The sequence below is a fragment of the Paenibacillus sp. LPE1-1-1.1 genome (assembly GCF_040676435.1).
In the GTDB taxonomy this organism is placed as follows: domain Bacteria; phylum Bacillota; class Bacilli; order Paenibacillales; family Paenibacillaceae; genus Pristimantibacillus.
Genome location: NZ_JBEGHY010000023.1, coordinates 113,566 through 136,526 on the forward strand (window position 1 = coordinate 113,566; position 22,961 = coordinate 136,526).

12 protein-coding genes are annotated in these 22,961 nt (G+C 55.1%); all 12 read left to right on the plus strand.

Features of this window, described 5'->3' with window-relative positions; all coding sequences use genetic code 11:
- Positions 1 to 34 precede the first annotated feature (34 nt).
- The 12 genes from MRBLPE1_RS17335 (at position 35) to MRBLPE1_RS17390 (ending at position 22,672) form a co-directional block, all read left to right on the plus strand.
- Complete coding sequence (locus MRBLPE1_RS17335) at positions 35 to 700, plus strand: aspartate/glutamate racemase family protein (RefSeq protein WP_364147613.1); 666 nt, start codon at positions 35 to 37, stop codon at positions 698 to 700.
- A complete protein-coding gene (locus tag MRBLPE1_RS17340) occupies positions 618 to 2,000 on the plus strand; it encodes a ribulose-bisphosphate carboxylase large subunit family protein (protein ID WP_364147615.1) in 1,383 nt (460 codons plus the stop codon). The genes MRBLPE1_RS17335 and MRBLPE1_RS17340 overlap by 83 nt, the downstream gene beginning before the upstream one ends.
- Positions 1,997 to 3,409, plus strand: a complete 1,413-nt coding sequence (locus MRBLPE1_RS17345; protein ID WP_364147618.1) for a four-carbon acid sugar kinase family protein — start codon at positions 1,997 to 1,999, stop codon at positions 3,407 to 3,409. The genes MRBLPE1_RS17340 and MRBLPE1_RS17345 overlap by 4 nt, the downstream gene beginning before the upstream one ends.
- Positions 3,406 to 3,618: a hypothetical protein gene (locus MRBLPE1_RS17350; RefSeq protein WP_364147621.1), complete on the plus strand. Its 213-nt coding sequence runs from the start codon at positions 3,406 to 3,408 to the stop codon at positions 3,616 to 3,618. Before MRBLPE1_RS17345 ends, MRBLPE1_RS17350 begins: the two co-directional genes overlap by 4 nt.
- A 29-nt stretch (positions 3,619 to 3,647) precedes the next feature.
- Positions 3,648 to 5,063 carry an FAD-linked oxidase C-terminal domain-containing protein gene (locus MRBLPE1_RS17355; protein ID WP_364147623.1) on the plus strand — a complete coding sequence of 472 codons (1,416 nt, stop codon included), beginning with the start codon at positions 3,648 to 3,650 and terminating at the stop codon, positions 5,061 to 5,063.
- On the plus strand, positions 5,056 to 6,426 hold the full coding sequence (locus tag MRBLPE1_RS17360) for a (Fe-S)-binding protein (protein WP_414698894.1): 1,371 nt from the start codon (positions 5,056 to 5,058) through the stop codon (positions 6,424 to 6,426). Before MRBLPE1_RS17355 ends, MRBLPE1_RS17360 begins: the two co-directional genes overlap by 8 nt.
- An 814-nt stretch (positions 6,427 to 7,240) precedes the next feature.
- Positions 7,241 to 11,140 carry a hypothetical protein gene (locus tag MRBLPE1_RS17365; protein WP_364147625.1) on the plus strand — a complete coding sequence of 1,300 codons (3,900 nt, stop codon included), beginning with the start codon at positions 7,241 to 7,243 and terminating at the stop codon, positions 11,138 to 11,140.
- The gene (locus tag MRBLPE1_RS17370) at positions 11,137 to 12,132 is read left to right on the plus strand and encodes a hypothetical protein (protein WP_364147627.1); all 996 of its coding nucleotides are present in this window, start codon (positions 11,137 to 11,139) and stop codon (positions 12,130 to 12,132) included. The genes MRBLPE1_RS17365 and MRBLPE1_RS17370 overlap by 4 nt, the downstream gene beginning before the upstream one ends.
- 87 nt (positions 12,133 to 12,219) lie before the next feature.
- A complete protein-coding gene (locus MRBLPE1_RS17375) occupies positions 12,220 to 14,886 on the plus strand; it encodes an alpha-L-rhamnosidase (protein WP_364147629.1) in 2,667 nt (888 codons plus the stop codon).
- A 94-nt stretch (positions 14,887 to 14,980) separates the two neighbouring features.
- Complete coding sequence (locus tag MRBLPE1_RS17380) at positions 14,981 to 18,190, plus strand: glycoside hydrolase family 2 TIM barrel-domain containing protein (RefSeq protein ID WP_364147631.1); 3,210 nt, start codon at positions 14,981 to 14,983, stop codon at positions 18,188 to 18,190.
- On the plus strand, positions 18,190 to 20,247 hold the full coding sequence (locus MRBLPE1_RS17385) for a beta-galactosidase (protein ID WP_364147633.1): 2,058 nt from the start codon (positions 18,190 to 18,192) through the stop codon (positions 20,245 to 20,247). The genes MRBLPE1_RS17380 and MRBLPE1_RS17385 overlap by 1 nt, the downstream gene beginning before the upstream one ends.
- A complete protein-coding gene (locus tag MRBLPE1_RS17390; RefSeq protein ID WP_364147636.1) occupies positions 20,201 to 22,672 on the plus strand; it encodes a glycoside hydrolase family 95 protein in 2,472 nt (823 codons plus the stop codon). Before MRBLPE1_RS17385 ends, MRBLPE1_RS17390 begins: the two co-directional genes overlap by 47 nt.
- Positions 22,673 to 22,961 lie beyond the last annotated feature (289 nt).

Below are 22,961 nucleotides of genomic sequence, written 5' to 3' on the forward strand. Positions count from 1 at the left end.
GAACTTTCGTCATATTATGGGAGGAGAGATTGCAATGAAAAGGACAATTGTAGCGGTCTATACGGGCCAAGGCCTTGCAGATCCGTTAAAAAAGGTATTCAACGAGCTCTTGCCGGACTGCCGACTCGTTAATATCATCGATGACAGCCTGATTTATGACGTCGTACAGGCTGGAGAGGTCACTCCACAGGTGTCCGGGCGGCTGTTGAACTATTATCAGAACGCGGCGGAGCTTGGGGCCGACGTCATTTTGAATACCTGCTCGTCGGTTGGTGAAGTGGTCGATCGAGCAAGGCCATTTGTATCCGTGCCAATCGTGAAGATCGATGAGCAGATGGCTCAGGAAGCAGTAAGGCGCTATTCCCGCATTGGCGTCATTGCGACCTTGCCGACGACGCTGCATCCGACAATGACCTTGCTGCGTTCCCAAGCAGAAGCAACTGGAAAATCCATTGAACTGGTGGATGGTCTGGCGAAGGGAGCATATGACGCGCTGGTCAGCGGCAAGCCGGAGGAGCACGACCGGTTAATCACGGAAACGGCGGCGAGTATCGCCTCTTCGGTGGACGCTATTGTGCTCGCGCAAGGCTCGATGGCAAGGATGGAAGCAGCTCTAAATGAGAAAACCGGCAAGCCGGTATACACCAGCCCGTATTTGGGCGTATTGGCGGTTAAACGGTTATTGGAGGCGCTTGAATAAATCGATAACAGATGGCGAGGTGTTTAAATTGGAAACCAAACGTATAATAGCCACTTATTTGGTCGAAACCCCGTTCACGCTTGAGCAGGCAGCTGCGTCCATCGCAGGGGAGCAATCAACCGGTACGTTCACAGCAGTGCCTGGCGAAACGGCGTCGCTTAAGGATCGTCATGGTGCCCGAATCGAGTGCATCACACCTTTGGAACAGGTTGGGCAGCCTTCACTGCCCGGGGCGGTCGTACCGAAAGGCCATAACGGTATCTATTCACGCGGGGAAGTCGTTGTTTCTTTTCCGCTTCATAATTTCGGACCGTCGATTCCCAACCTGATGGCTTGTGTAGCCGGCAACTTGTATGAGCTGCGCGAGTTATCGGGGTTGAGGCTTCTGGATTTGGAGCTGCCGGATGACTTCGCGGCCTGCTATCCGGGGCCGCGTTTCGGCATCGAAGGGACACGACGGTTAACCGGCGTTTACAATCGACCGATTATCGGTACGATCATCAAGCCGAGTGTAGGTCTAGGTCCGGCGGATTTAGAGTCACTTGTGTATAAGCTGGCGGTATCGGGACTTGATTTTATAAAGGACGATGAATTAAATGCGGATCCGCCTTATTTTCCGCTGCAGGATAAAGTGGTGACGGTCGCGCGGGCGATTGAGCGGGCAGCAGATGTTACGGGCCGTAAGGTGATGTATGCCTTCAATATTACAGGGGACATCGATGCGCTGAAACGCAACCATGATCTCGTGGTCAAGGCAGGAGGCAATTGTGTCATGGTCAGTATGAATAGCGTAGGAATCGCGGGTCTCGCTTATTTGAACACCTTTAGCGAGGTTCCGATTCACGGTCATCGGAATCAGTGGGGGATGCTGACGCGACATGGGCAGCTTGGTATGGACTTCCGGGCATATCAGAAGCTGTGCAGACTCGCGGGTGCTGACCATCTGCATGTCAACGGATTAGGCAGCAAGTTCTATGAAACCGACGATTCTGTCGTGAGTTCTGTGCAAGCCTGTATGCAGCCGTTATTGGGCGGTTATGCGACGATGCCGGTCCTGTCTTCGGGACAATGGGCGGGGACGGCAGCGGTCACGTTTGAACGGACGCGCACGGTTGATGTAATGCATCTCGCTGGAGGCGGTATTCTCGCTCACCCGGACGGCCCTGTCGCTGGCGTCGAGAGCATGAAGCAAGGCTGGGAGGCTGCGATACGCGGTATTTCTGCTGAAGATTATGCGAAGGATCGAGTCGAGCTGCGCCGCGCCTTCGACAAATTTCTACGTAAGGATCATGCGCAATGAACAACTTAGACGCAATGATGCAAAAAAAGGAACGACTGCTTTGCTACTATGGCGATGATTTTACCGGCTCCACAGATGTAATGGAGGCTCTGGCCATGAATGGCGTGGAGACGGTCCTGTTTCTTGAGCCGCCATCAGCGGAGCTTCTAGCTCAACGGTTTCCGAAGGTGGAGTGCTTTGGCATTGCCGGAGTAAGCCGTTCGATGACGCCGGACGAGATGGAGCGCGAGCTGCGGCCGATGCTTGAACGGCTGAAATCCTATGGGACGGCAGTCGTGCATTATAAAATATGCTCGACCTTCGATTCTTCGCCCCGCGCAGGCAGCATTGGCAAGGTGCTGGAGATGGGCCGGGAAATCTATTCTGAGCGCAGGTATGTGCCGATTGTGGCCGGTGTGCCGATCCTTAAGCGCTATACAGTGTTCGGCCATCATTTTGCCGCTGCCGGAGCGGATGGGGAGACGTATCGGCTTGATCGTCATCCCACGATGTCCCGTCATCCCATTACGCCGATACATGAATCGGATCTTCGACTCCTTCTTCGGGAGCAAACCGAATTGCCTGTTGCTTTAATGGAGCTGCCGGCATTGGATGGTGAGGCTGAGAAGGTGGCGGCTAGGCTCGAGCAACGGTTAGAGAATAAGGAGACAGCTGCTGTCCTGTTCGATGTGCTCGATGTCTCGCGCTTGGAGACGACAGGCAGGTTGATTTGGCAGGAAGCGTTAGATCAGCAGATGAGCTTATTTGTAATCGGCTCCTCAGGCGTCGAATACGCGTTGACCGCACATTGGGCAAGTGAGGGGCTCGTTGACCGGGATACTATACAATTACAAGCACCAGGCGAAGCGGATCAATTGTTGGTCGTATCGGGGAGCTGTTCGCCTGTTACGCAATCGCAAATCGAGTGGGCTTTGGGGCAAGGCTATGCCGCCATTAAGGTGCCAGTGCAGGATTGGCTGGAGCCGAAGCGAGCGGAAGAGTCGAGACAGGCGCTTTTGAAGCGGGTACTACCGCTACTGGAAGTAGGCAGGAATGTTATTCTTTATTCCGCTATTGGTCCGGAAGATCCGGCAATCGAAGCGCTTCGGAAGGTATTGAAGGTTCTTGGTCTGGAACCAGCGGATTCCGGTCGTCTTATCGGAATGCAGCTTGGTAAGTTGACCCGGGATATTTTGCAAGCATCCGGCCTGCGCAGAATTTTGATTGCGGGCGGTGACACTTCCGGCTATGTGACCCGTGAACTGGGGATCTATGCAATGTCGTGTATAAGCACCATTGTCCCTGGAGGTCCGCTATGCCGTTGTTATGCAGATGACTCCCGAATGGACGGGCTTCAGCTATCGCTTAAAGGCGGGCAAGTTGGCGGAGCCGATTATTTTGAGCGCGTTAGGCGAGGAGGGTTGGCATGAACAGCACGGTCAAAGCATTGCCGGATTGGAAGAACCTGCAAGTGCTGCAACGGAGCATGCTGCCGCCGCGTGTAACGGCCTTTCCCTATGAGAATCGGCAGTCGGCAATCAGCAATGTGAGGGGGAATTCCCCCCGTTTATTAATTATAAATGGGAGCTGGAAGTTTTGCTATTCGGAGAGTCCGTTGGCCGTTCGCGTCATCAGATGACCTGACTAATAATTGGGCGGAGGGAATGAATGTTAAACGTTAACATTGCAAGACGTCTGCGTTCGGTCGTCGGAGCACCCTATTATAGAGACGATATGGAAGCATTGGTCGCACATTCCTATGATGGTACACCGATGCTGCAGGCTCTGCCTGACGGAGTTATTTACCCCGATTCTACACATCAGATTGCTGAGATTATGACTATATTATCTGAAGAAAAAATACCGCTTGTGACCCGCGGGTCAGGTTCGAACTTATGTGGTGGTACAGTCCCGGTACAGGGCGGAATTGTGATGGTCATGCATCGGATGAACCAGATTATTGATGTCGATTTAGAAAATCTCACTGCGACTGTTCAAACTGGATTAATAACGGCCGAATTTACCGCTCATGTCGAATCATTGGGTTTGTTTTATCCGCCTGATCCCAGCAGTATGCGTATTTCTACAATTGGGGGCAATATCGCGGAATGTTCCGGCGGTCTTCGAGGATTAAAATATGGAACAACAAAAGAATATGTCATTGGTCTTAAAGCGGTATTGCCAAGCGGAAGCATCATCCGTACCGGGGGAAAGCTAATGAAGGATGTAGCTGGCTACGACTTAACCAAATTGTTAGTCGGATCGGAGGGAACGCTTGCGGTTATAACAGAAGCAACGCTTAAGCTCATTCCTCCTCCAAAAGCCAAAAAGACGATGCTCGCGATGTACCGTGATCTCTATGGTGCAGCACGTACGGTGTCCAAAATTATTGAAGATCGAATTATTCCAGCGACGCTAGAGTTTATGGATAATTCGACAATTCGAGTCGTCGATGATTTCGCTAAGCTAGGGCTGCCGCATGATATGGAAGCCATTTTGTTAATTGAACAGGACGGGGATCCTGAGACCGTTGAGCGCGACATCGAGCGGATTAGAGAGATTTGTATGCTTGAGCAGGCTGACCGAGTTGAAGTGGCGGAGAACCGCGAGGAAGCGGAGAAGCTGTTAATGGCTAGGAGGAGCGCATTTACCGCTTTGGCTCGGCTAAGACCCACGACAATACTCGAAGATGCAACAGTTCCTCGGTCCAAAATTGCCGACATGGTGCTTAGGATCAATGAAATTGCGCAGAAATACCAGGTTACAATTGCCACTTTCGGTCATGCAGGTGACGGTAATCTTCATCCTACGGCCATGACAGATGCAAGGGATACGGAAGAGATACATCGAGTAGAATTGGCTTTTGCTGAAATTTTTGAGGCGGCTATCGATTTAGGAGGCACGATAACCGGAGAACATGGCGTGGGAATGGTAAAGGCACCTTATCTCGAATGGAAGGTGGGTATGGCAGGCATGGAAGTTATGCGCGGTATCAAAGAGGTATTTGATCCTCACCATATTCTGAACCCTGGAAAAATATTTGCAAAAGAAACGAAAAAAAGGGTAGTTCTGCAGCATGGCTAACGCTGATGGTATGAACAAGCCTAATATCGAACACAGTAATCCACTGTCACATACACTTCTGAAGAAGATGGATTATGATCAATTAACGAACTGCATGCGCTGCGGGTTCTGTCTTCCGGCTTGTCCAACTTTCCGGGAAACAGGCGTAGAATCAGAATCACCGCGCGGCCGAATTGCGCTTATGAAAGCGGTTGTTGATGGGCTGATGGAGCCGGATGACAGATTTAAGGAACAAATGAATCACTGCCTTGGCTGCAGGGCATGTGAACCGGTCTGTCCTGCGGATGTGAAATACGGACAGCTCATTGAACAAGCTCGAGATGCCATTGAGGACCATAATGACCATAGTCTTCCCGTTAAGGGCCTTCGCAAATTGTTTTTTAACGGCGTTTTTCCGCATCGCAACCGCTTAAAATGGCTGGGGCGTTCCTTGCATTTTTATCAGAAGTCGGGATTGCGGCAGGTGGCTAGAGGAACTGGCATGATGCGGTTATTCCCTGCCTACTTGCGAGAGATGGAAGGGATTTTGCCAGAGGCATCCGCTCACGGAGTAGTCGAGCAATTGGGAGATTACTATCCAGCCAAAGGAGAAGCGATAGCAAGAGTAGCTCTATTCAGGGGTTGTATCATGGAGGTTTTGTTTGCGGGAACGAATGTGAATTCAGTGGAACTATTGTCAGAAGCAGGATTCGATGTGCTTATACCAAAGGCGCAAGTTTGCTGTGGGGCGCTGCATGCACATAGCGGAGAGATGGATTCCGCGAGAGAGCTGGCTAAGAAAAATATTGCAGTCTTCAAGGAGACAGGCATTGACTATATCGTTTCGAATGCCGGCGGCTGCGGAGCGTTGCTGATCGAATATGACCATTTGCTTCATAAAGATGAGAACTGGCGTGAGGACTCAAGCTGGTTTGCATCACGTGTGGTCGATATCAGCTATCTAGTGATGGAAAAAGGACGAATCCCATCTTTTACCGAGAGTCTTGTGAATAACAAGGAAGAGAACATTCGAATTACGTATCAAGATTCCTGTCATCTTCGCAATGTAATGAAAAGCTCAGCGGCCCCAAGACAATTGTTGAAGCAGGTAACTAACGTGGAATTCATTGAGATGAAAGAAGCGGATCGCTGCTGCGGTTCTGCAGGTATTTATAATGTTACTCAGCCAGTAATGGCGGGGCAACTATTGGAGCATAAGATGGAGCTTGCTAATCATACACAGGCTCGATATATGCTGACAAGCAATCCTGGTTGTTTACTCCAAATGAAGCTTGGAATTGAGAAGCATAAGCCCGATGAAAAGATGGAAGCTATGCATATCGTCGATTTTTTGCATGAGAGAATGGTTAAGTCCGATTGTTGATGTAAAGTCGTTCATCTATAAGTCACAAGTAATCATAAATTGCAGATTTGGAACGGAAAATTGTCGCTAACGTTACAGATGGTCAATTCGCGTGCAATTTCTATAAAAGAAGCGGCAGTAATGACAGCCCAGCAAAAGTCTTGCTTTTGTATAAGTGTAATTTGATACCTGGAAAAAGCCATCGTAAGACGGAATAAAGCAGTCCATCCTCAACCGAGGGGGGCTGCTTTTGCTCTGTTAGCTTCTCCAATCGTTTTATATTTACAACGAATGCGGTGAGGTAAGCTTGTAACCGAATATAGAGGGGGAGCGGTATGAGAATATAGGGAATTTAAAACGTATGTTATCGATGGCCAGCTGGTGATCTCGGGGCGCTCGAACGGCAAAAGCAATCGCCGATTTCGCAGGAGACGCTAAATTAGTTTCGCAAAAATGATCTAACGTGCATAATGCAATGGCTCTTTAAAAAACCCCCTATAAACACGGTAGATTTAGCCTATAAAAGAAAGCCTGAAACCGTGTAAAGTGGTTGTCAAACGAGCTTCCGGAGAAGCATGCGAACGGGACAACTGCAGAATCGAATTCGATATGTCGGTTGAACCGGGAAAGCTGAGCAGATACAACTTTAATCAAAAATAAGAGATCTGGAAGCGTTTTCGAAAATGAATGACTGGAATAACCGGTCGGCGAGTTTGACCATTACATCGAAAACCGCAAGAATCTCGAAGTCGGGCAGAATGCCAAGGCAGTCGTATAATAGCTGGGCCTCTCACGGCCGAGCGACGGACAGTTAATGAAAGGAGAGGACAAACAAATGGTTTCGAGCTTGGCTCAAATGCGCGTTCGTTTTTCGGAGCCGGATCCGCATTACGGACCGGTGCCGTTCTGGTGGTGGAGCGGCGAAGAAGTGACGGAAGAAAGAATCCGCTGGCAGCTTCAGAAATTCCGTGAGGGAGGCCTTCGTAATATCGGGATTATCCATCTAGCGCCGACCGGTCCGCAATACGGTTCCTGCGGCGATCGTCCCGTCTTCATGAGCAAGGAATGGTGGACGTTGTTCGAGGTCGCATTGCGGGAAGCCGAGCGGCTGGGGATGAGGCTGTGGTTTTACGATCAAATCGGGTTCTCCGGTGCCAACAAGCTTGCGCATCTCGTAGCGGAGAAGCCGGAATATGCCGGATACCAGCTGCGCAGGTACCCTGCATCGGAGGAATTACCGTCTGGCTCAAAGCTTCTGCTCGAGTCGGGCGAATACCGATATGCCGCCGTACGCCAAGGTTTTAACTGGCTGGATCCGCTGGCGTCGGCAGCCCTGCTCGACCGGATGCACGGCGAGCTCGAAAGGCGCTTTCCCGATGACCTGGGCCGAACGATCGCGGGCAGCTTCCAAGACGAGCTTCCGCCGCTGCCTCTCTGGTCACCGGATGTTCCTGTTATTTATGGTGAACGATACGGCGAGGATTTGTTTAAGGCTCTTCCGGCTCTGTTCGACAATATACCCGGCGCGGCCGACGTTCGTCGCCGTGTCTATGCGATCTCGGCGGAGCTTGCCGAACGGGCGTTTTTCATTCCGCTCGGCGATTGGCACCGGAAATACGGCATGCTGATCGGCTGCGATCAAGCCGGCCAGGCACGCAGGGTAGACGTACACGGCGCACAGCGGTTGTATCTCGATTATTTCCGGACGCACCGCTGGTATAACTCGCCCGGAGCGGATATGGATGGAGATTCGAAAGCCCATTCCTCTATCGTCCATCTGAACGGTGGATCCCGCGTATGGCTGGAAGCTTTCCATTCAAGCGGCTGGGGCGGAACGATCGAGGAAACGATGCATTGGCTGGTGCCGTGGCTGCAGTCAGGCGTGACGCTGTTCAGTCCACACGCCGTTTATTATTCCACCCGCGGCGGCTGGTGGGAATGGGCGCCGCCGGATACGGGCTGGCGCCAGCCATACTTTGAGCACTACGGCGTGTTCGCGGACACAGTCAGCCGGGTATGCCGATTGCTGAGCGAAGGGACCCACGTGGCTGACATTGCCGTTCATTATCCTTCTTACGCTGCGGTAGGCTATCTGTCGCTTGACGATGTGAAGCCTCTCGAGCATCCTATGGCCGCTTCCAACCGCGACCCTAATGAGCGAATTACACAGCTGCGGAAGGCGTATTTGAGCATAGCAGGAACCAATCACAGAAAGGTTGCCGAATCGAATACGGGCTCGCTTCGCAATCGGGGGCTTGACTTCGATATCGTGGACGATTCCGCGCTGGAAAGAAGCGACGTCCGGGACGGGAAGCTGGAAATTGCGGGTGAGCAATTCAAGGTACTTGTACTATGCGGGACTACCTTATTGGACGCGCCTGCGCTTTCGAAAGCGCAAGCCATGGCGAAGCAGGGCGGGCTGGTCGTCGGGGTAGATGTTCCGGAGGAAGAGCGCAGCGCACTTCCGGGCGCCGTGTTTGTCAGCTCGGCAGAGGAAGCAGCTGCGCTCATCGAGCTGAAGCTGGAGAAACGGGTGGAAGGACCAGGCTTGTCGCTACATCGGCGCACGAACGATTCGGACATCTTCCTCCTGCTGCCGGAGAATGGCACGCTGCTTCGGATGCACGAGCCTGCGGACAAGTCAGCGCAGCCTCTTCAGGCAGCCGTTTATAGGATTCGAACGGCAGGCGTTCCGGAACTTTGGGATCCGGTAAGCGGCCGGACCGAGTCCGTCGCCTATACGCGTGAAGGCGATTGGATTCGCCTTGAGGCCAGCTTCGACAATTGGCCGGCCGCGTTGATCGTCTGCGCCGGGGCATCCACCGTGAAAACGGGAAGCCGCAAGGCGGAAGAGGTGCAGGCCGCCTTGCGGCTTCCCGCGGGGAGAGCGCGCTTCCCAGCAAATCCGGGCGAATGGACGGCCGGCAGCGGAGAGATTCGGACGTTGGATAATTGGCGCATCCGGATCGAGGCGACGCTGGACAACCGGTACGGCGACTTCGACCTGCACAACGACCAGCGCGGTCTTATGCCTCCCGAGCGGCGCATGATGCTTGTCCGTACGGAGCAGCCGGGCGAAGACGGGGTGGCGGAAGGCTTTTATATGCAGGGGATTTCAGAAGCGGGCTGGGAAGAGCGGCTGTGGAGCGAATCCGCCTACTGGCATGTCCATAAAGGGGAGACCTTCGAGCCGAAAAAGGCGCAGCCTCTCGTCTACAGCACGGTGTTCGGCGATTTGAAATTCCGGTCCTGGGCCGGACGGATGGGCCGCGTGCCGCGAAGATACTTGCATCTTGGCGAGGCGTCTAAGGGCGAGATCGTATGGGCCGTTACGAACGCTGTTGCCCCGAAGGAAGGCCGCTACTGGATGAGGACGGAAAGCAATGCCGAGCTGATAGGCTGGGTGGGCGGGAATGCAATCGAATGGAGCGGAGGTCCCGAGGAAAAAACGGCATGGATTTGGCTGAAGGAAGGCCCCAATACGGTCATGCTGCGCGCGGAAGCCAGATCGAACGGCATGCAGCGTGCCGGAATCGAAATAAATGAATCGGCCGGAGAGCCTCTGCCGAAATGGATTTACACAGAGCTGCCGAACCCCGAATCCTGCTTGCGAATGATGCTGACATCTCCTGCGGATCGCCCGGTAAACCGCGTCCGCGTCGTCTTCGCCGCGCGGGGGAGGGCCGTGCTGCAGGTGAACGGAGTCTCCGTTACCGAGCACGGGGACTTCAATCCGTATATTCGCCAGGGACAGGAAGAAGTCGATATTACCGCCTATTGGCGCGAAGGTATAAACGAAATCAAGTTCCTGCTGCCCGAAGGCAAAGGAGAAGTGTTCGCGGACGGAAGAATCGAGCTGCTGGACCGCGGCATGATCCCGTTTTGCACCGGCCCCGACTGGCTGGATGAACGGGGACATGCGCCGCTTATTCTTCATGCGGGAGTGCTGCAGTTCGCGGAGACGGAGTCGTTATGGATCAATGACCGACCTCATCCGCTTCCCGGCGTGGGCTGGCTAATGCCCGGCTCGGCACCTGCGATGCCGCCTGTCCCGTTTGTTGCCGATTTAGACGCGATTGGCCGGGCGGTCTGGTTCAGGTTCCCTCTCCCTGCCGGAGCGCATCGGCTGTGCCTGGAGACAAAGGGCCGGGCACGCTTATGGATCGGAGGAAAAGAGGTGCCGTTTGCGGGCGGCGGCTCCAACTTCGAACCGCAGAATGCAGGTACGATAGCCGCCGTTCGTATCGAACCGGACGGCGCTCATACGGAAGCCGCCGTCTTGAGTGCGCCTGTGCGGTTCGAGACGGTTCCTCACAAAGGGGAGCTCGGCGACTGGCGGACGGCGCTTCATCTGCCGCACCATAGCGGAGCAGTGGAATACGAGACTAAGTTGGAGCTTAAGGAAGAAAGCGCGGTTGCGCTGGATCTGGGCCATGTCAGAGGGACTGCGGAAGTCTGGGTGGACGGCGCGCCGGTCGGCGTCCGTGTATGGCGCCCTTACCGTTATGCGGTAGGGACGTTGTCGGCAGGCTCTCACAAGCTGCGCATACGGGTAACGAATACGCTCGGCACGCATTACGAGCACGGTCGTCCGACCAGTCTCGTCGGCGCGAATCCGGCCGTTACATATTGGGACAAGACGCCTCGGCCGGAATGGCAGGCTTCTTTTCCGACGGGAGGTCTATATGGTCCCGTACGCGCATCGATAACACAACCTAGGGAGGATAGAATTTGAATCTCGATAACTGGCTAACGCCTTATAAATGGAGCAAACCCGTCCTTATCGGCTCAGGAGAGAAAGGCGCCTTCGATTACCATGCGGTGGATTGCCCTTTCGTGTTCCGCCACAACGGCCGTTTCTACATGATGTACGTCGGCTACGACGGAACCGGTTATCAGACGGCGCTTGCGGTTAGCGACGATCTGCTGAACTTTGAACCCCAATCGACGATTTTGCGCCGGAATGAGGGCTCGGGCTGGGATTCAAGGAACGTGGCGGGAACGTGGATTTTGCGTGATAACGAGATGCGCGGACCGGGCACATTGAAAAAATGGAACGGCAAGTATTGGCTTGCCTATCATTCCTATCCGGGAGATGGATACGAGGAAGGCTCCGCCAAAATCGGTCTGGCTTGGACGGAGGACGAAAATTTGCTCGAATGGCATCGCCTGCCGGATCCGATCCTGACGCCGGAGGGAGGGGAACCGTGGGAAAGAGGGGGGCTCTACAAGGAGTGTCTGCTGGAGCACGAAGGGACATTCTATTTATTTTATAACGCCAAAAACCAAAACCACGGGCGCTGGGTTGAGCAGACCGGGCTTGCCACTTCGACGGATTTGATCCATTGGACGCGGCATAAGGACAATCCGGTTATCCGTGTGACGCCGGATGCGTGGGACAGCGGATTCGTCAGCGATCCATGCGTGCTTCTGGACGGGGACCGCTGGGCCATGTTCTTCTTCGGCTACAACTACAAGAAGGCGCAGGAGGGGATCGCTTATTCTGCCGATCTTTTGAACTGGACGAAGCATCCCGAGCCGATCATCACGGTCGGCAAAGAGGGGGAGCTCGACGAAGTATTCGCACATAAGCCGTCTGTCATAACCCATAACGGCGTTTTATATCACTTCTATACCGCATGCAGAAAGCCGCAGGAAGGTGACCAGACTTGCAATTTTTTTCCCGAATTTCGTACGATAGCCGTCGCGACGTCACGAAAGCTTTGACCGGATTCGCCCAATGCCTTTCGGCATTTCCGATGATGGATAGAGCAATCATGCGGCCGTTTGCAAGCGGTCATAAGGAGGAACATGATGGCAACGATGGAAATTGCGACTTTACGCACAGAGGGAACACATTGTCCGCTAGGCTTGGACATTGACAGACCGAAGTTATCCTGGTCGTTCGGAAGGCCGGACGGTCCCGGAAGCAGCCAGAGCGCATTCCGGATTGTCGTTGCAACCAGCGAAGAACGGCTTAAGACGGGATTGCCGGATGCGTGGGATAGTGGAATCGTGAGTACCGGCGCGCATACTTCCGTCCCTTACGAAGGCGTCGCGATACTGCCGAGGCAGCGGTATTACTGGAATGTGACGGTGTGGGACGAACATGGGAAGCCTTCGACCAGCGGAACGGCGTGGTGGGAAACGGGTATGCTGGCAGGAGACCGTTGGTCGGGACGCTGGATCGGTGCCTCTGCCGTGGCGAGCGGCGAACAGCGACTCGTTCAGCTGCGAAGGTCTTTCACCGTAAAGGGGACGGTTACGCGTGCGCGTGCATACATATCCGGATTAGGCCACTATAAAATGCGTTTGAACGGGGCGAAGGTTGGACAGCGGGAGCTTGAACCGGGATGGACGGACTACGACAAAACCGTGCTTTACTCGGTCTATGACATGACTTCCCAAGTCCGGCAGGGGGAGAACACGGTTGGCGTTCTTCTTGGCAACGGATTTTATCATGTTGCCGGCGGACGCTATACGAAGTTCAAAGACAGCTTCGGCGAGCCGAAATGTCTTGCCGAGATGATCATCGATTATGACGACGGTACGAGAGATACAATCGTCACCGATCGTTCGTGGTCGATGAGTGAAAGTCCCCTCACCTTCTCCTGCATATACGGCGGAGAGGATTATGATGCCGGACTGGAGCAGGAAGGCTGGGACGAGCCCGGCTTCGAGGAGAACGAAAGATGGAGGCGAGCCTGCGAGCTGCAGCCGCCGCAAGGCAAGCTGTCGGCGCAATTGGCGCCTCCCCTTGCGGTAACGCAGCGGTTTTCGGCGTCTAGCGTTTCGATGCCGCGTGAAGGCGTCTATATATACGATCTTGGCCAAAATTTTTCGGGCTGGCCGTTTATCCGCATAAGCGGACCGAAAGGAGCGCGGGTCAAGCTGACGCCAGCGGAGCTTCTAACGGATGAGGGCATGGCCAATCAGAAATATTCGGGATCGCCGTACGAGCTGAACTACGTCTTGAAAGGCGGGAACATGGAAGAGTGGCATCCCCGGTTTACGTACTACGGCTTCCGGTACGTGCAGGTGGAAGGCGCGGTGCCTTACGGTTATGAAAGCGAAGGGGAAGCTGGGCTTCCGGTGCTGCACGGCCTTGAGGGCCAAATGATCTGTCCGGACACGCCCGTGTGCGGCGGCTTCCTGTGCTCGGACCCGATGCTGAACCAGATTCACGAAATAATCGATAGGGCGATCCTCAGCAACATGAAGAGCATTTTCACGGACTGCCCTCACCGCGAGAAGCTGGGCTGGCTGGAGCAGCTTCATCTGATGGGCCCCTCCATCATGTTTAATTTCGATATTGAAGCGCTTTTGGACAAAATCATGCGCGATATGGCCGATGCCCAGCTTCCGAACGGGATGGTGCCGACAACGGCGCCGGAATACGTGGTTTTCAAGGAGCCTTGGCATATGTTCCGCGATGCAGCGGCTTGGGGAGGCTCTTACATTCTGGTAGCCTGGGAAATGCTTCAACGGTATGGCAGCACTGGTTCGATGGAAAGACATTACGAAGGGATGCGCCGCTACATCGATTATTTGACAGGGACCGCTGACGGGTTCATTCTCCGCGCAGGACTTGGAGATTGGTATGACATCGGACCGAAGGGGCCGGGATTTGCTCAAAATACGCCCGTCGAGCTGGCGGAGACGGCCATCTATTTCGGACTGGCCAGCGCGATGCGGCAAATTGCGGCCGTGCTCGGCAAGGAGGAGGACGCTTCCGCTTATGCGCTGCTTGCCGAATCCATCAAAAAGGCATTCAACGCGGCGTTCTACGATTCTACCACCGCACAGTACGCCGAAGGCAGCGATGCCGCCATTGCCATTCCTCTTGCGATCGGCCTTGTGCCAGAAGAGCAGCGAGGCGCGCTCTTGAACCGCCTCGTCCGAAATATTTCGGAGCGGGGATGGCTAACGAACGCAGGCGACGTCGGACACCGTTATGTGCTCTTGACGCTTGCTCGCGGAGGCCGTTCGGACGTCATCTACCGGATGACGAGGAATAGGGATACGCCCGGTTATGGCTATCAGATTGCGCACGGCGCTACGACGCTGACCGAAGCCTGGGACGGACCGACTGTCGGCAAATCGCAAAATCATTTCATGCTAGGCCATCTCGAAGAGTGGATGTACAGCAGCTTGGCTGGTCTGGATTACCGGTACCAGCCAGGGACCGGACGCTTCCTCGTCAAGGTGAAGCCGGCCGTAGTAGGCGATGTTGCATGGGCGGAAGCATGGCAGGAGCTTCGTCCCGGCAGGGCGAGCGTGAGATGGGAGCTCGGACCAGTACGGACGATTGAGGTCAAAGTCGAAATACCCGCGAACAGTGAAGGCCGTATTTACATTCCTGCCGTAGCGGACGCGGAGGTTCGCAAGAGCGGACCGGATGCCGAGTATTTGGGGTACGAAGACAGCTATGCGGTTTATCGCACCGGTCCCGGTCAATATTTTTTTACCGCGGCTTATTGAAGCTGACGGCTGAATGGCCTTGGTCTGCGTACTTTGCCGGACTATGGCTGCCGCGATATTTCTAGCGCATTAGGCGGAGAGGAGCTGTCAAGATATGAGATTGCGATTCAATCAGAAATCGCCGGATTGGGAGAACCCGGACATTTTGCAGATTCATGCCGAGCCGGCGGACGCGCGCGGCATTCCTTTTCCCGACAGGGAGTCGGCGCTTGCGGCCGCGGCTGCTTGCGACAAGAACGCCTCCTCCTACGTCCAAACGTTAATTGGCGAATGGAAGTTCCATTACGCGGAGTGTCCCGAGGATGTGCCGGATCGGTTTTTCGAAGAATGGTTCGCGGGGGAGGATTGGGACCGGATACCGGTTCCTTCGAACTGGCAGCTGTTCGGCTACGGCTCCCCCTTGTACAGCAGCAGCAAATATCCTTTCCCGGTCGATCCGCCGAATATACCGAGGCGAAATCCGACCGGGTCTTACATGCGATCGTTCGACTTGCCGGAGCGATGGGCGGACGGAGACGTTTTTCTTGTGTTCGAAGGCGTAGACTCCGCCTTTCACGTCTGGGTCAACGGGGAGGAAGCAGGCTTCGGTCAAGGCAGCCACAACCGCATGATGTTTAATGTGACGGACCTGATCCGTCCAGGGGTTAACAAGCTTGCCGTTCGCGTCTACCAATGGTCGACCGGCAGTTACTTGGAGGATCAGGACAAATGGCGGCTCAGCGGTATATTTCGTGAAGTCTACCTGTTGTCCTCGCCGGCTCTTGTCCGTGTCCGGGACACGCATATCCAGACCCGCTTATCCGAGTCATACGACAGCGGAGTGCTCGAGCTAGGCATAAGCCTTGAGGCATCCTCTGGCATCACCGGCGAGGGATACCGGATCCGGTACGAACTGCTGGATGCCGATGAGTCGACGGTCGCGGCAAACGAAGCCGATGTTCTGGGTCTGATCGGAAGCTCGCATGAAGCAGACATCCGATTGGAGCTACCCGTGTGCTCTCCCAAGCTTTGGTCGGCGGAAGAACCGTATCTCTACACGCTGCTCGTCATCCTATCAGGAGAGACGGGACAAGCGGCGGAGGTATACCGATACGCGGTAGGCTTCCGGGATATCCGGGTGGAGGGAGGCCGGCTGCTGGTGAACGGCAAACCGATCATCATCCGCGGGGTGAACCGGAACGAATTCGATCCCGAGCATGGTCACGTCACAACGATGGAAGCGATGATCAAGGACATCATGCTGATGAAGCGCCACAATATCAATACGGTACGCTGTTCGCATTATCCGAACGACGAGCGCTGGCTTGACCTGTGCGACCGTTATGGCCTGTTCGTCGTCGACGAAGCGGATTTGGAGACGCATGGCTGCGTATTCCTCGGCGAAATCAGCCGCTGGATCGACAATCCCGCCGAGAAAACAGCCTTCGAAAGCCGACTGGCGAAGGACCCGGCATGGAATGAGGCTTTCATGGACCGTATCGTTCGGCTCGTCGAGCGGGACAAGAACCATCCGTCCGTTATCGTCTGGTCGCTCGGCAACGAATCGGGCTACGGAGAGAACCACGACGCGATGGCTGCCTGGGTACGGGAGAAGGATCCGACTCGGCCGGTCCATTACGAGCGGGCTTACGACGCGCCAGTCGTGGATATTGTCAGCAGCATGTACCCGTCTGTGGATATGCTGATTGCGGAAGGCGAGAAAACGAACGAAACCCGGCCCTATCTGATGGTCGAATTCGGTCATGCAATGGGTAACGCGCTAGGCAACCAGAAGGAATATTGGGATACCGTATATCGATATCCGCGTCTTTGCGGAGGCTTGATATGGGAGTGGGCAGACCTGTCCTTACGGCGGACGAAGGCGGACGGAGGCTTCGAATACGCCTACGGTGGAGATTTCGGCGACCGTCCGAACAGCGGCCATTTCTGCATCGACGGACTGCTCTTTCCGGACCGGTCCGTCAAGCCGGCGCTTCTTGAGTTCAAAAAGGCGATAGAGCCGGTCAAAGTGTTGCCCGCCGATAGGGAACGCTTGCTCCGGATTCGCAACCGGTATGATTGTGTCACGCTGGAGCATTTAGCCGTCCGGTGGACCGTCTACCGGGATGGCGATGCGGTCGAGGAAGGGATACTGCCGCCGCTAGCGATTGCCGCAGGAGAAGAGCGGCTGGTCACCGTTCCTTACCAGACGAAACCGGAGCCGGGATACGGAGAATATTGGCTCCATCTGAGCTGCTCGCTCCGTGAACAGACAGGTTGGGCGCCCGCCGGGCATGAAGTAGCTTGGGCGGATATTCCCATTCAATCCTCAGCGGCTTCCTTACAGCCGTTATCACCTGCGATGATGAGCGCCGTCGCCTTAGAGGAAGGCAGCCGGTTCGTAAAGGTGACCGGAGCAAGGTTCGTTTTAATGTTCGACAAAGTAAGCGGCGTGATGGACCATTGGGAACATGACGGCATTAGCCTGCTGGAGTCGGGACCCCGGATCCAGTTATGGAGGGCGCCGGTCGATAACGATATTCATCTTGTGAAGCGGTGGCGGGAGGCCGGTTATCACGAGCTGGAAGCTCACGTCAGAAGCACCGAGGTTCGTCATGCCGCGGGAGGCCGGGCCGTACAGGTTCGGACGGAGACGATTCTTGGCGTGAACGGTTTGCGGCCAGTGTTCGGGGCTGTTCAGCTGTACACCGTCTACGGCAGCGGAGATGTGACGGTCGAATCCGTGATCGAGCCGCTTAAGGAAGGGCTCCCGCCGCTGCCTAGGGTCGGACTCCGGTTCGTCATGCCCTCCCAGTTCGGGAATATGTCCTGGTTCGGCCTCGGCCCGCATGAATGCTACGCCGACCGCAAAGAAAGCGGCAAGCTGGGCTTGTACGAAGGAACCATCGATGAACAATTCGTTCCGTACATAAAGCCGCAGGAGAACGGCAGCAAGGCCGATGTCCGCTGGGCGAGCATCGCCGCCGCTAATGGAGCCGGACTTCTGGTTTCCGGAACGGGTGCTCCGCTCGGACAGGTCGGTGCGAGGCTGTATTCGACCGAGGCTTTAAGCGCCGCCAGACACCATTCGGATTTGGAGCTGCTCGGCGCGACCGAAGTAAACGTCGATTGGCGACAATCTGGACTCGGCAATCACAGCTGCGGTTATGCGCCGACCCTGCCGGATTATTTGATCCCTGCGGAGCCGGTTTCGTTCTCGATCCGATTGATTCCGATCGCCGCGGGAACGGATCGCGGCGAAAGCGCAAGCCTGCGTTTGCCGCAACGGATCGAGTGGGAACAGAAGAGAGAGGAGCCGGTTTAATGAACGGATTATCAAACAAAATATTGTACGGCGGGGATTACAATCCCGAGCAATGGCCGCGGGACGTATGGAAAGAGGATATGCGGCTGTTCAATCTCGCCGGAATCGATATCGCCACGGTCAACGTCTTCTCCTGGGCACGGAACCAGCCGGACGAGAAGACGTACCGTTTCGAATGGCTGGACGACGTTATGGATATGCTGCACACGAACGGAGTACGCGCTTGCCTCGGGACTGGCACCGCGGCCCATCCCGCCTGGATGGCGCACACGTTTCCGGACATGTTGACCGTAGACTCGCAGGGCCGCAAGAAAAAGTACGGGCGCCGGCACAATTCCTGCCCGAACAGCCCTACTTTTCGCCTCTATTCGGAGCGGTTGGCAAAGAAGCTGGCGGAACGGTACAAGGATCATCCCGCTTTGCTGTTGTGGCATGTCAACAACGAGATGGGCTGGCGGTGCTATTGTGAGAACTGCGAGCGAGCATTCCGCGTCTGGCTGAAGGAGCGTTACGGCACGCTGGTTGTATTGAACGCCGCTTGGTACACATCGTTCTGGGGGCATACATTCTACGACTGGGAGGAGATCGTGCTGCCGAGCCAGCAGAGCGAGCATTTCAATGTTTCCGGCCATGAATCCACGGCATTCCCGGCCATGTCGATCGATTACGACCGCTTCAACTCGGACAGCTTTCTGGCGTGCTATAAATTGGAGCGCGACGCGATTAAATCCGTTATTCCGGAAGCTTTAGTCACGACTAATTTTCAGAGCAACGGCACCTATAAGCCGCTCGATTATTTCAAATGGGCAAAAGAGTTGGATATCGTCGCGCTGGACAGCTATCCGGCAAATGATACGCCGATGAGTCAAATTGCCATGCGGCACGATCTGATGCGGGGGTTGAAAAACGGCGAGCCGTTCCTGCTGATGGAACAAAGCCCCAGCCAGTTGAACTGGAAGGACGTCAATCCGTTGAAGCGGCCGGGCGTCATGCGGCTGTGGAGCTATCAGGCGGTCGCGCGGGGCGCGGAGGCGGTCATGTTTTTCCAGCTCAGACGTTCCGCGGGCGCCTTCGAGAAGTTTCACGGCGCAGTTATCGATCATGTCGGGCATGAGAATACGCGGGTATTCTCCGAATGCGCCGAGCTCGGCCGCGAGCTTCAGCAGCTTGGAGATACGTTGCTCGGCGCGACGACGAAGTCGAGGGTGGCGATCGTGTTCGATTGGGACAATTGGTGGGCGATCGAGCATTCCAGCGGTCCGACGAAGCAGCTCAAATATTTGCAGCAAATTCAGCGCTATTACGACGCCTTCTATAACAGGAGCGTGCAGGTTGATATGATCGGATTGGAAACCGAACTCAGCGGTTATGACCTTGTCATCGCTCCTGTGCTCTACATGGTGAAACCGGGTTATGCGGCGAAGCTGGAAGCTTATACGTCCGGCGGAGGAACTTTCGTGACGACGTTCTTCAGCGGTATCGTGAACGAGATAGATCTGGTCACGCTGGGCGGATATCCCGGCGAGCTTCGGAAGCTGCTCGGTATTTGGGTCGAAGAAACCGATGCGCTTTTCCCCGGACAACCGAATTCGATGGTCATGAAAGGGAATCTAGACGGACTGGAGAGGTCCTATTCATGCGGAACGCTATGCGACCTGCTGCATACGGAGGGAGCCGAAACGGAAGCGGTGTATGGCGGCTGCTTTTATGCCGGAATGCCCGCGGTTACCCGCAATCGGTTCGGTAAAGGCGAGGCCTGGTATCTCGCGTCTGATCCGGAAGCTGCCTTCCTGGAAGCGTTCTTTAAACATTTGACAGACAAGCTAAATATTGTCCCGGTCGCCAAAACTCCGCCAGGTGTGGAAGCGAGCGTACGGGAGAAGGACGGGCGGCAATTTACGTTCCTTCTTAATCACAACGATCGCCCGGCAACCGTACAAATCGGGGAGGAGCCGTCTATGGAGCTGCTTAGCGGCATGCGATTAAGCGGGGAATCGGAGCTTCCTCCGTATGGCGTATTTATTCTTGAAGGTCCAAGTAAAGGAGCGGGTCCGTGAGATGAGCGATAACGATTTAACGATGTGGTACCGCAAGCCGGCCACCGATTGGGTGGAAGCGCTGGCCGTTGGAAACGGGAGACTGGGGGGGATGGTATTCGGCGGAACGGGACGCGAGCGCATCATGTTGAACGAGGATACGCTTTGGTCCGGACACCCCTACGACCCGAACAACCATAAAGCGGCGGAATACTTGGATGGCGCGCGCCGGCTGATTTTTGAAGGGAAGTACCCGGAAGCGCAGCAAATGATTGAAGAGCATATGCTCGGTCCATGGACGGCATCCTACCAAGCCATGGGCGATCTGTATATTCAGCTCGATGCGCACGGCGAAGCTTCCGATTACCGCCGGGAGCTCGACTTGAACGATGCCGTCTGCCGGACGCAATTCACGCTGAAAGGGGTTCGTTATTCCCGCGAAACCTTCGTATCCGCGGTCGATCAGATTATGGTCGTCCGTATCACGGCTGATCAGCCGGGCAAAGTATCTCTGCAGGCGTCGCTGGACAGTCTGCTTAATCACAGCTCGCGTAAGGGAGCGCCCGACATGATTAGGCTGACCGGACAATGCCCGAGCCGCGTCGAGCCTTTCCATGCGAAAAGAAGCTCGGAGCCGGTCATCTATGAAGAGGATAAGGGAATAAGTTTCGAGGTGCAGCTTCGCGCGCTGCCGGAAGGCGGGCATGTGGAAGCGCACGGGAACCGGCTTTGGGTCAGAGGGGCAGATGCCGTGACGTTCCTGCTTGCTGCGGCGACCAGCTTCAACGGCTTCGACAAGGATCCTTGCAAGGATGGCAAAAATTCGAATCGGCTTTGCCAGGTATGGCTTGCGCAAGCCGCCGAATATTCGTACGACGAGCTGCTGCGCCGGCATCTGGCGGATTATCGGGAGCTGTTCGGCAGAGTAGCCCTGGAGCTTAACGCGCCAGGGCTGCAGGAGCTCCCGACGGATGAACGGATTCAGGCTTTGCGGGACGGCGAAGCCGACGAGCAGATGGCGGTGCTGTTTTTTCAATTCGGCCGGTATTTGCTCATTGCCAGCTCAAGGCCGGGAACTCAGCCGGCAACCCTCCAGGGAATATGGAATGACAGGGCTAGACCGCCTTGGGCATGCAATTATACGGTCAATATCAACACGCAGATGAATTACTGGCCCGCCGAGACATGCAATCTGGCGGAATGTCACCTGCCTTTATTTGATATGCTCGAGGATCTGTGCTCGGCAGGGAAGGAGACGGCGCGCGTCCACTATAAGGCCAGGGGTTGGGTAAGCCATCACTCGGTTGATCTTTGGCGCATGACGACGCCTTCCGGCGGCCCGTCGAAGGGGCCGGCGAGCTGGGCATTCTGGCCGATGGCGGGGGCGTGGCTGTGCCAGCATCTTTGGGAACATTATTGTTTCGGCGGCGATCGGGGCTTCCTGGCCGACCGGGCTTACCCGATCATGAAGGAAGCCGCCCTATTCTTCCTGGACTTTCTTGTAGAGGACCCGGAAGGATATTTAGTCACGAATTCGTCCACGTCGCCGGAAAATACGTTTATTGGACCGGATGGCCGGAAGGCGGCGGTCAGCTTAGGATCGACGATGGATAACTCGCTCATTTGGGAGCTGTTTACAAATTGTACCGAAGCTTCCGCCATACTTGATACCGACGATGAGCTCCGTGCGGAGCTGACAGCCGCCCGTGCTAGGCTCCGGCCGCTTGCGGTTGGCCGTTACGGCCAGCTTCAGGAGTGGTTCGAAGACTTTGAGGAAGCGGAGCCGGGACATCGTCACATGGCCCATCTCTATGCTCTGCACCCCGGTCATCAGATTAACAAGCGCGACGATTCCTTGCTCGCGAACGCTTGCCGGGTATCTATTGAGCGCAGACTAGTGCACGAGAAGGAAGACGCGATTGGCTGGTGCTTTGCATGGCTTATCAGCCTGTTTGCCAGACTGGAAGATTCGGGGATGGCGCACCATTATTTGATTAAACTGCTCAAAAATCCATTTCCCAACCTGTTCAATGCGCATCGTCATCCGAAGCTGACCTTTTACCCGCTTACGATTGAAGCCAATTTCGGAGCGACGGCGGGTATTGCGGAGCTTTTGCTGCAAAGTCACGCCGGCGAGCTGAGTCTGCTTCCAGCGCTTCCCGGAACATGGCCGGAGGGCCGGATAAGCGGTCTTCGTGCGCGCGGGGGATTCGCCGTTAACATGGAATGGAGCAGCGGAAAGCTAAAGAGAGCCGTAATCGAGTCGGTAAACGGGAATCCATGCCGCATCCGGACGGGAACGCCAGTGCTGGTAAATGAAGGAGCCGTCGAAATTGTGGAGATCGAACCGTCGGTTGTTGAATTCAAGACGGAAGCAGGCACCGCCTACATCATTTCACCGCTAGCATCACGCGAAACAGCGGCCGTTTCCCATTCATTCAGATGACCGCCGGGCTGTTTGATAGCAGCCTGGCAAAAAGCTGTTGGACATTTACGCCGTACTTAATGATTGAAAGCGCCTACAATATGCTCGGAATGCCTATTGGTTCCTGCTTCCAAAACGTATATTTTTTTAATAGGCTCCTTAGACTTTGGAGCGTGCGGAATGATGGGAGGAGCTTAATTCTTATGATGTCAGGGGGTGAATGATGTGAAATCAAGACTGCTCTGCTAATAATACAACGCCAAAGCAACTATTTTCATTCGTCTTTTCTCTAAAACGATTTAGTAATTGG

What these genes read in the sequence shown, in the direction of transcription:
- MRBLPE1_RS17335 (WP_364147613.1), top strand. Translation starts at nt 35, where the DNA reads ATGAAAAGGACAATTGTAGCGGTCTATACGGGCCAAGGCCTTGCAGAT.
- MRBLPE1_RS17355 (WP_364147623.1), top strand. Translation starts at nt 3,648, where the DNA reads ATGTTAAACGTTAACATTGCAAGACGTCTGCGTTCGGTCGTCGGAGCA.
- MRBLPE1_RS17390 (WP_364147636.1), top strand. Translation starts at nt 20,201, where the DNA reads ATGGCGTATTTATTCTTGAAGGTCCAAGTAAAGGAGCGGGTCCGTGAG.
- MRBLPE1_RS17380 (WP_364147631.1), top strand. Translation starts at nt 14,981, where the DNA reads ATGAGATTGCGATTCAATCAGAAATCGCCGGATTGGGAGAACCCGGAC.
- MRBLPE1_RS17360 (WP_414698894.1), top strand. Translation starts at nt 5,056, where the DNA reads ATGGCTAACGCTGATGGTATGAACAAGCCTAATATCGAACACAGTAAT.
- MRBLPE1_RS17375 (WP_364147629.1), top strand. Translation starts at nt 12,220, where the DNA reads ATGGCAACGATGGAAATTGCGACTTTACGCACAGAGGGAACACATTGT.
- MRBLPE1_RS17385 (WP_364147633.1), top strand. Translation starts at nt 18,190, where the DNA reads ATGAACGGATTATCAAACAAAATATTGTACGGCGGGGATTACAATCCC.
- MRBLPE1_RS17350 (WP_364147621.1), top strand. Translation starts at nt 3,406, where the DNA reads ATGAACAGCACGGTCAAAGCATTGCCGGATTGGAAGAACCTGCAAGTG.
- MRBLPE1_RS17365 (WP_364147625.1), top strand. Translation starts at nt 7,241, where the DNA reads ATGGTTTCGAGCTTGGCTCAAATGCGCGTTCGTTTTTCGGAGCCGGAT.
- MRBLPE1_RS17345 (WP_364147618.1), top strand. Translation starts at nt 1,997, where the DNA reads ATGAACAACTTAGACGCAATGATGCAAAAAAAGGAACGACTGCTTTGC.
- MRBLPE1_RS17340 (WP_364147615.1), top strand. Translation starts at nt 618, where the DNA reads ATGAGAAAACCGGCAAGCCGGTATACACCAGCCCGTATTTGGGCGTAT.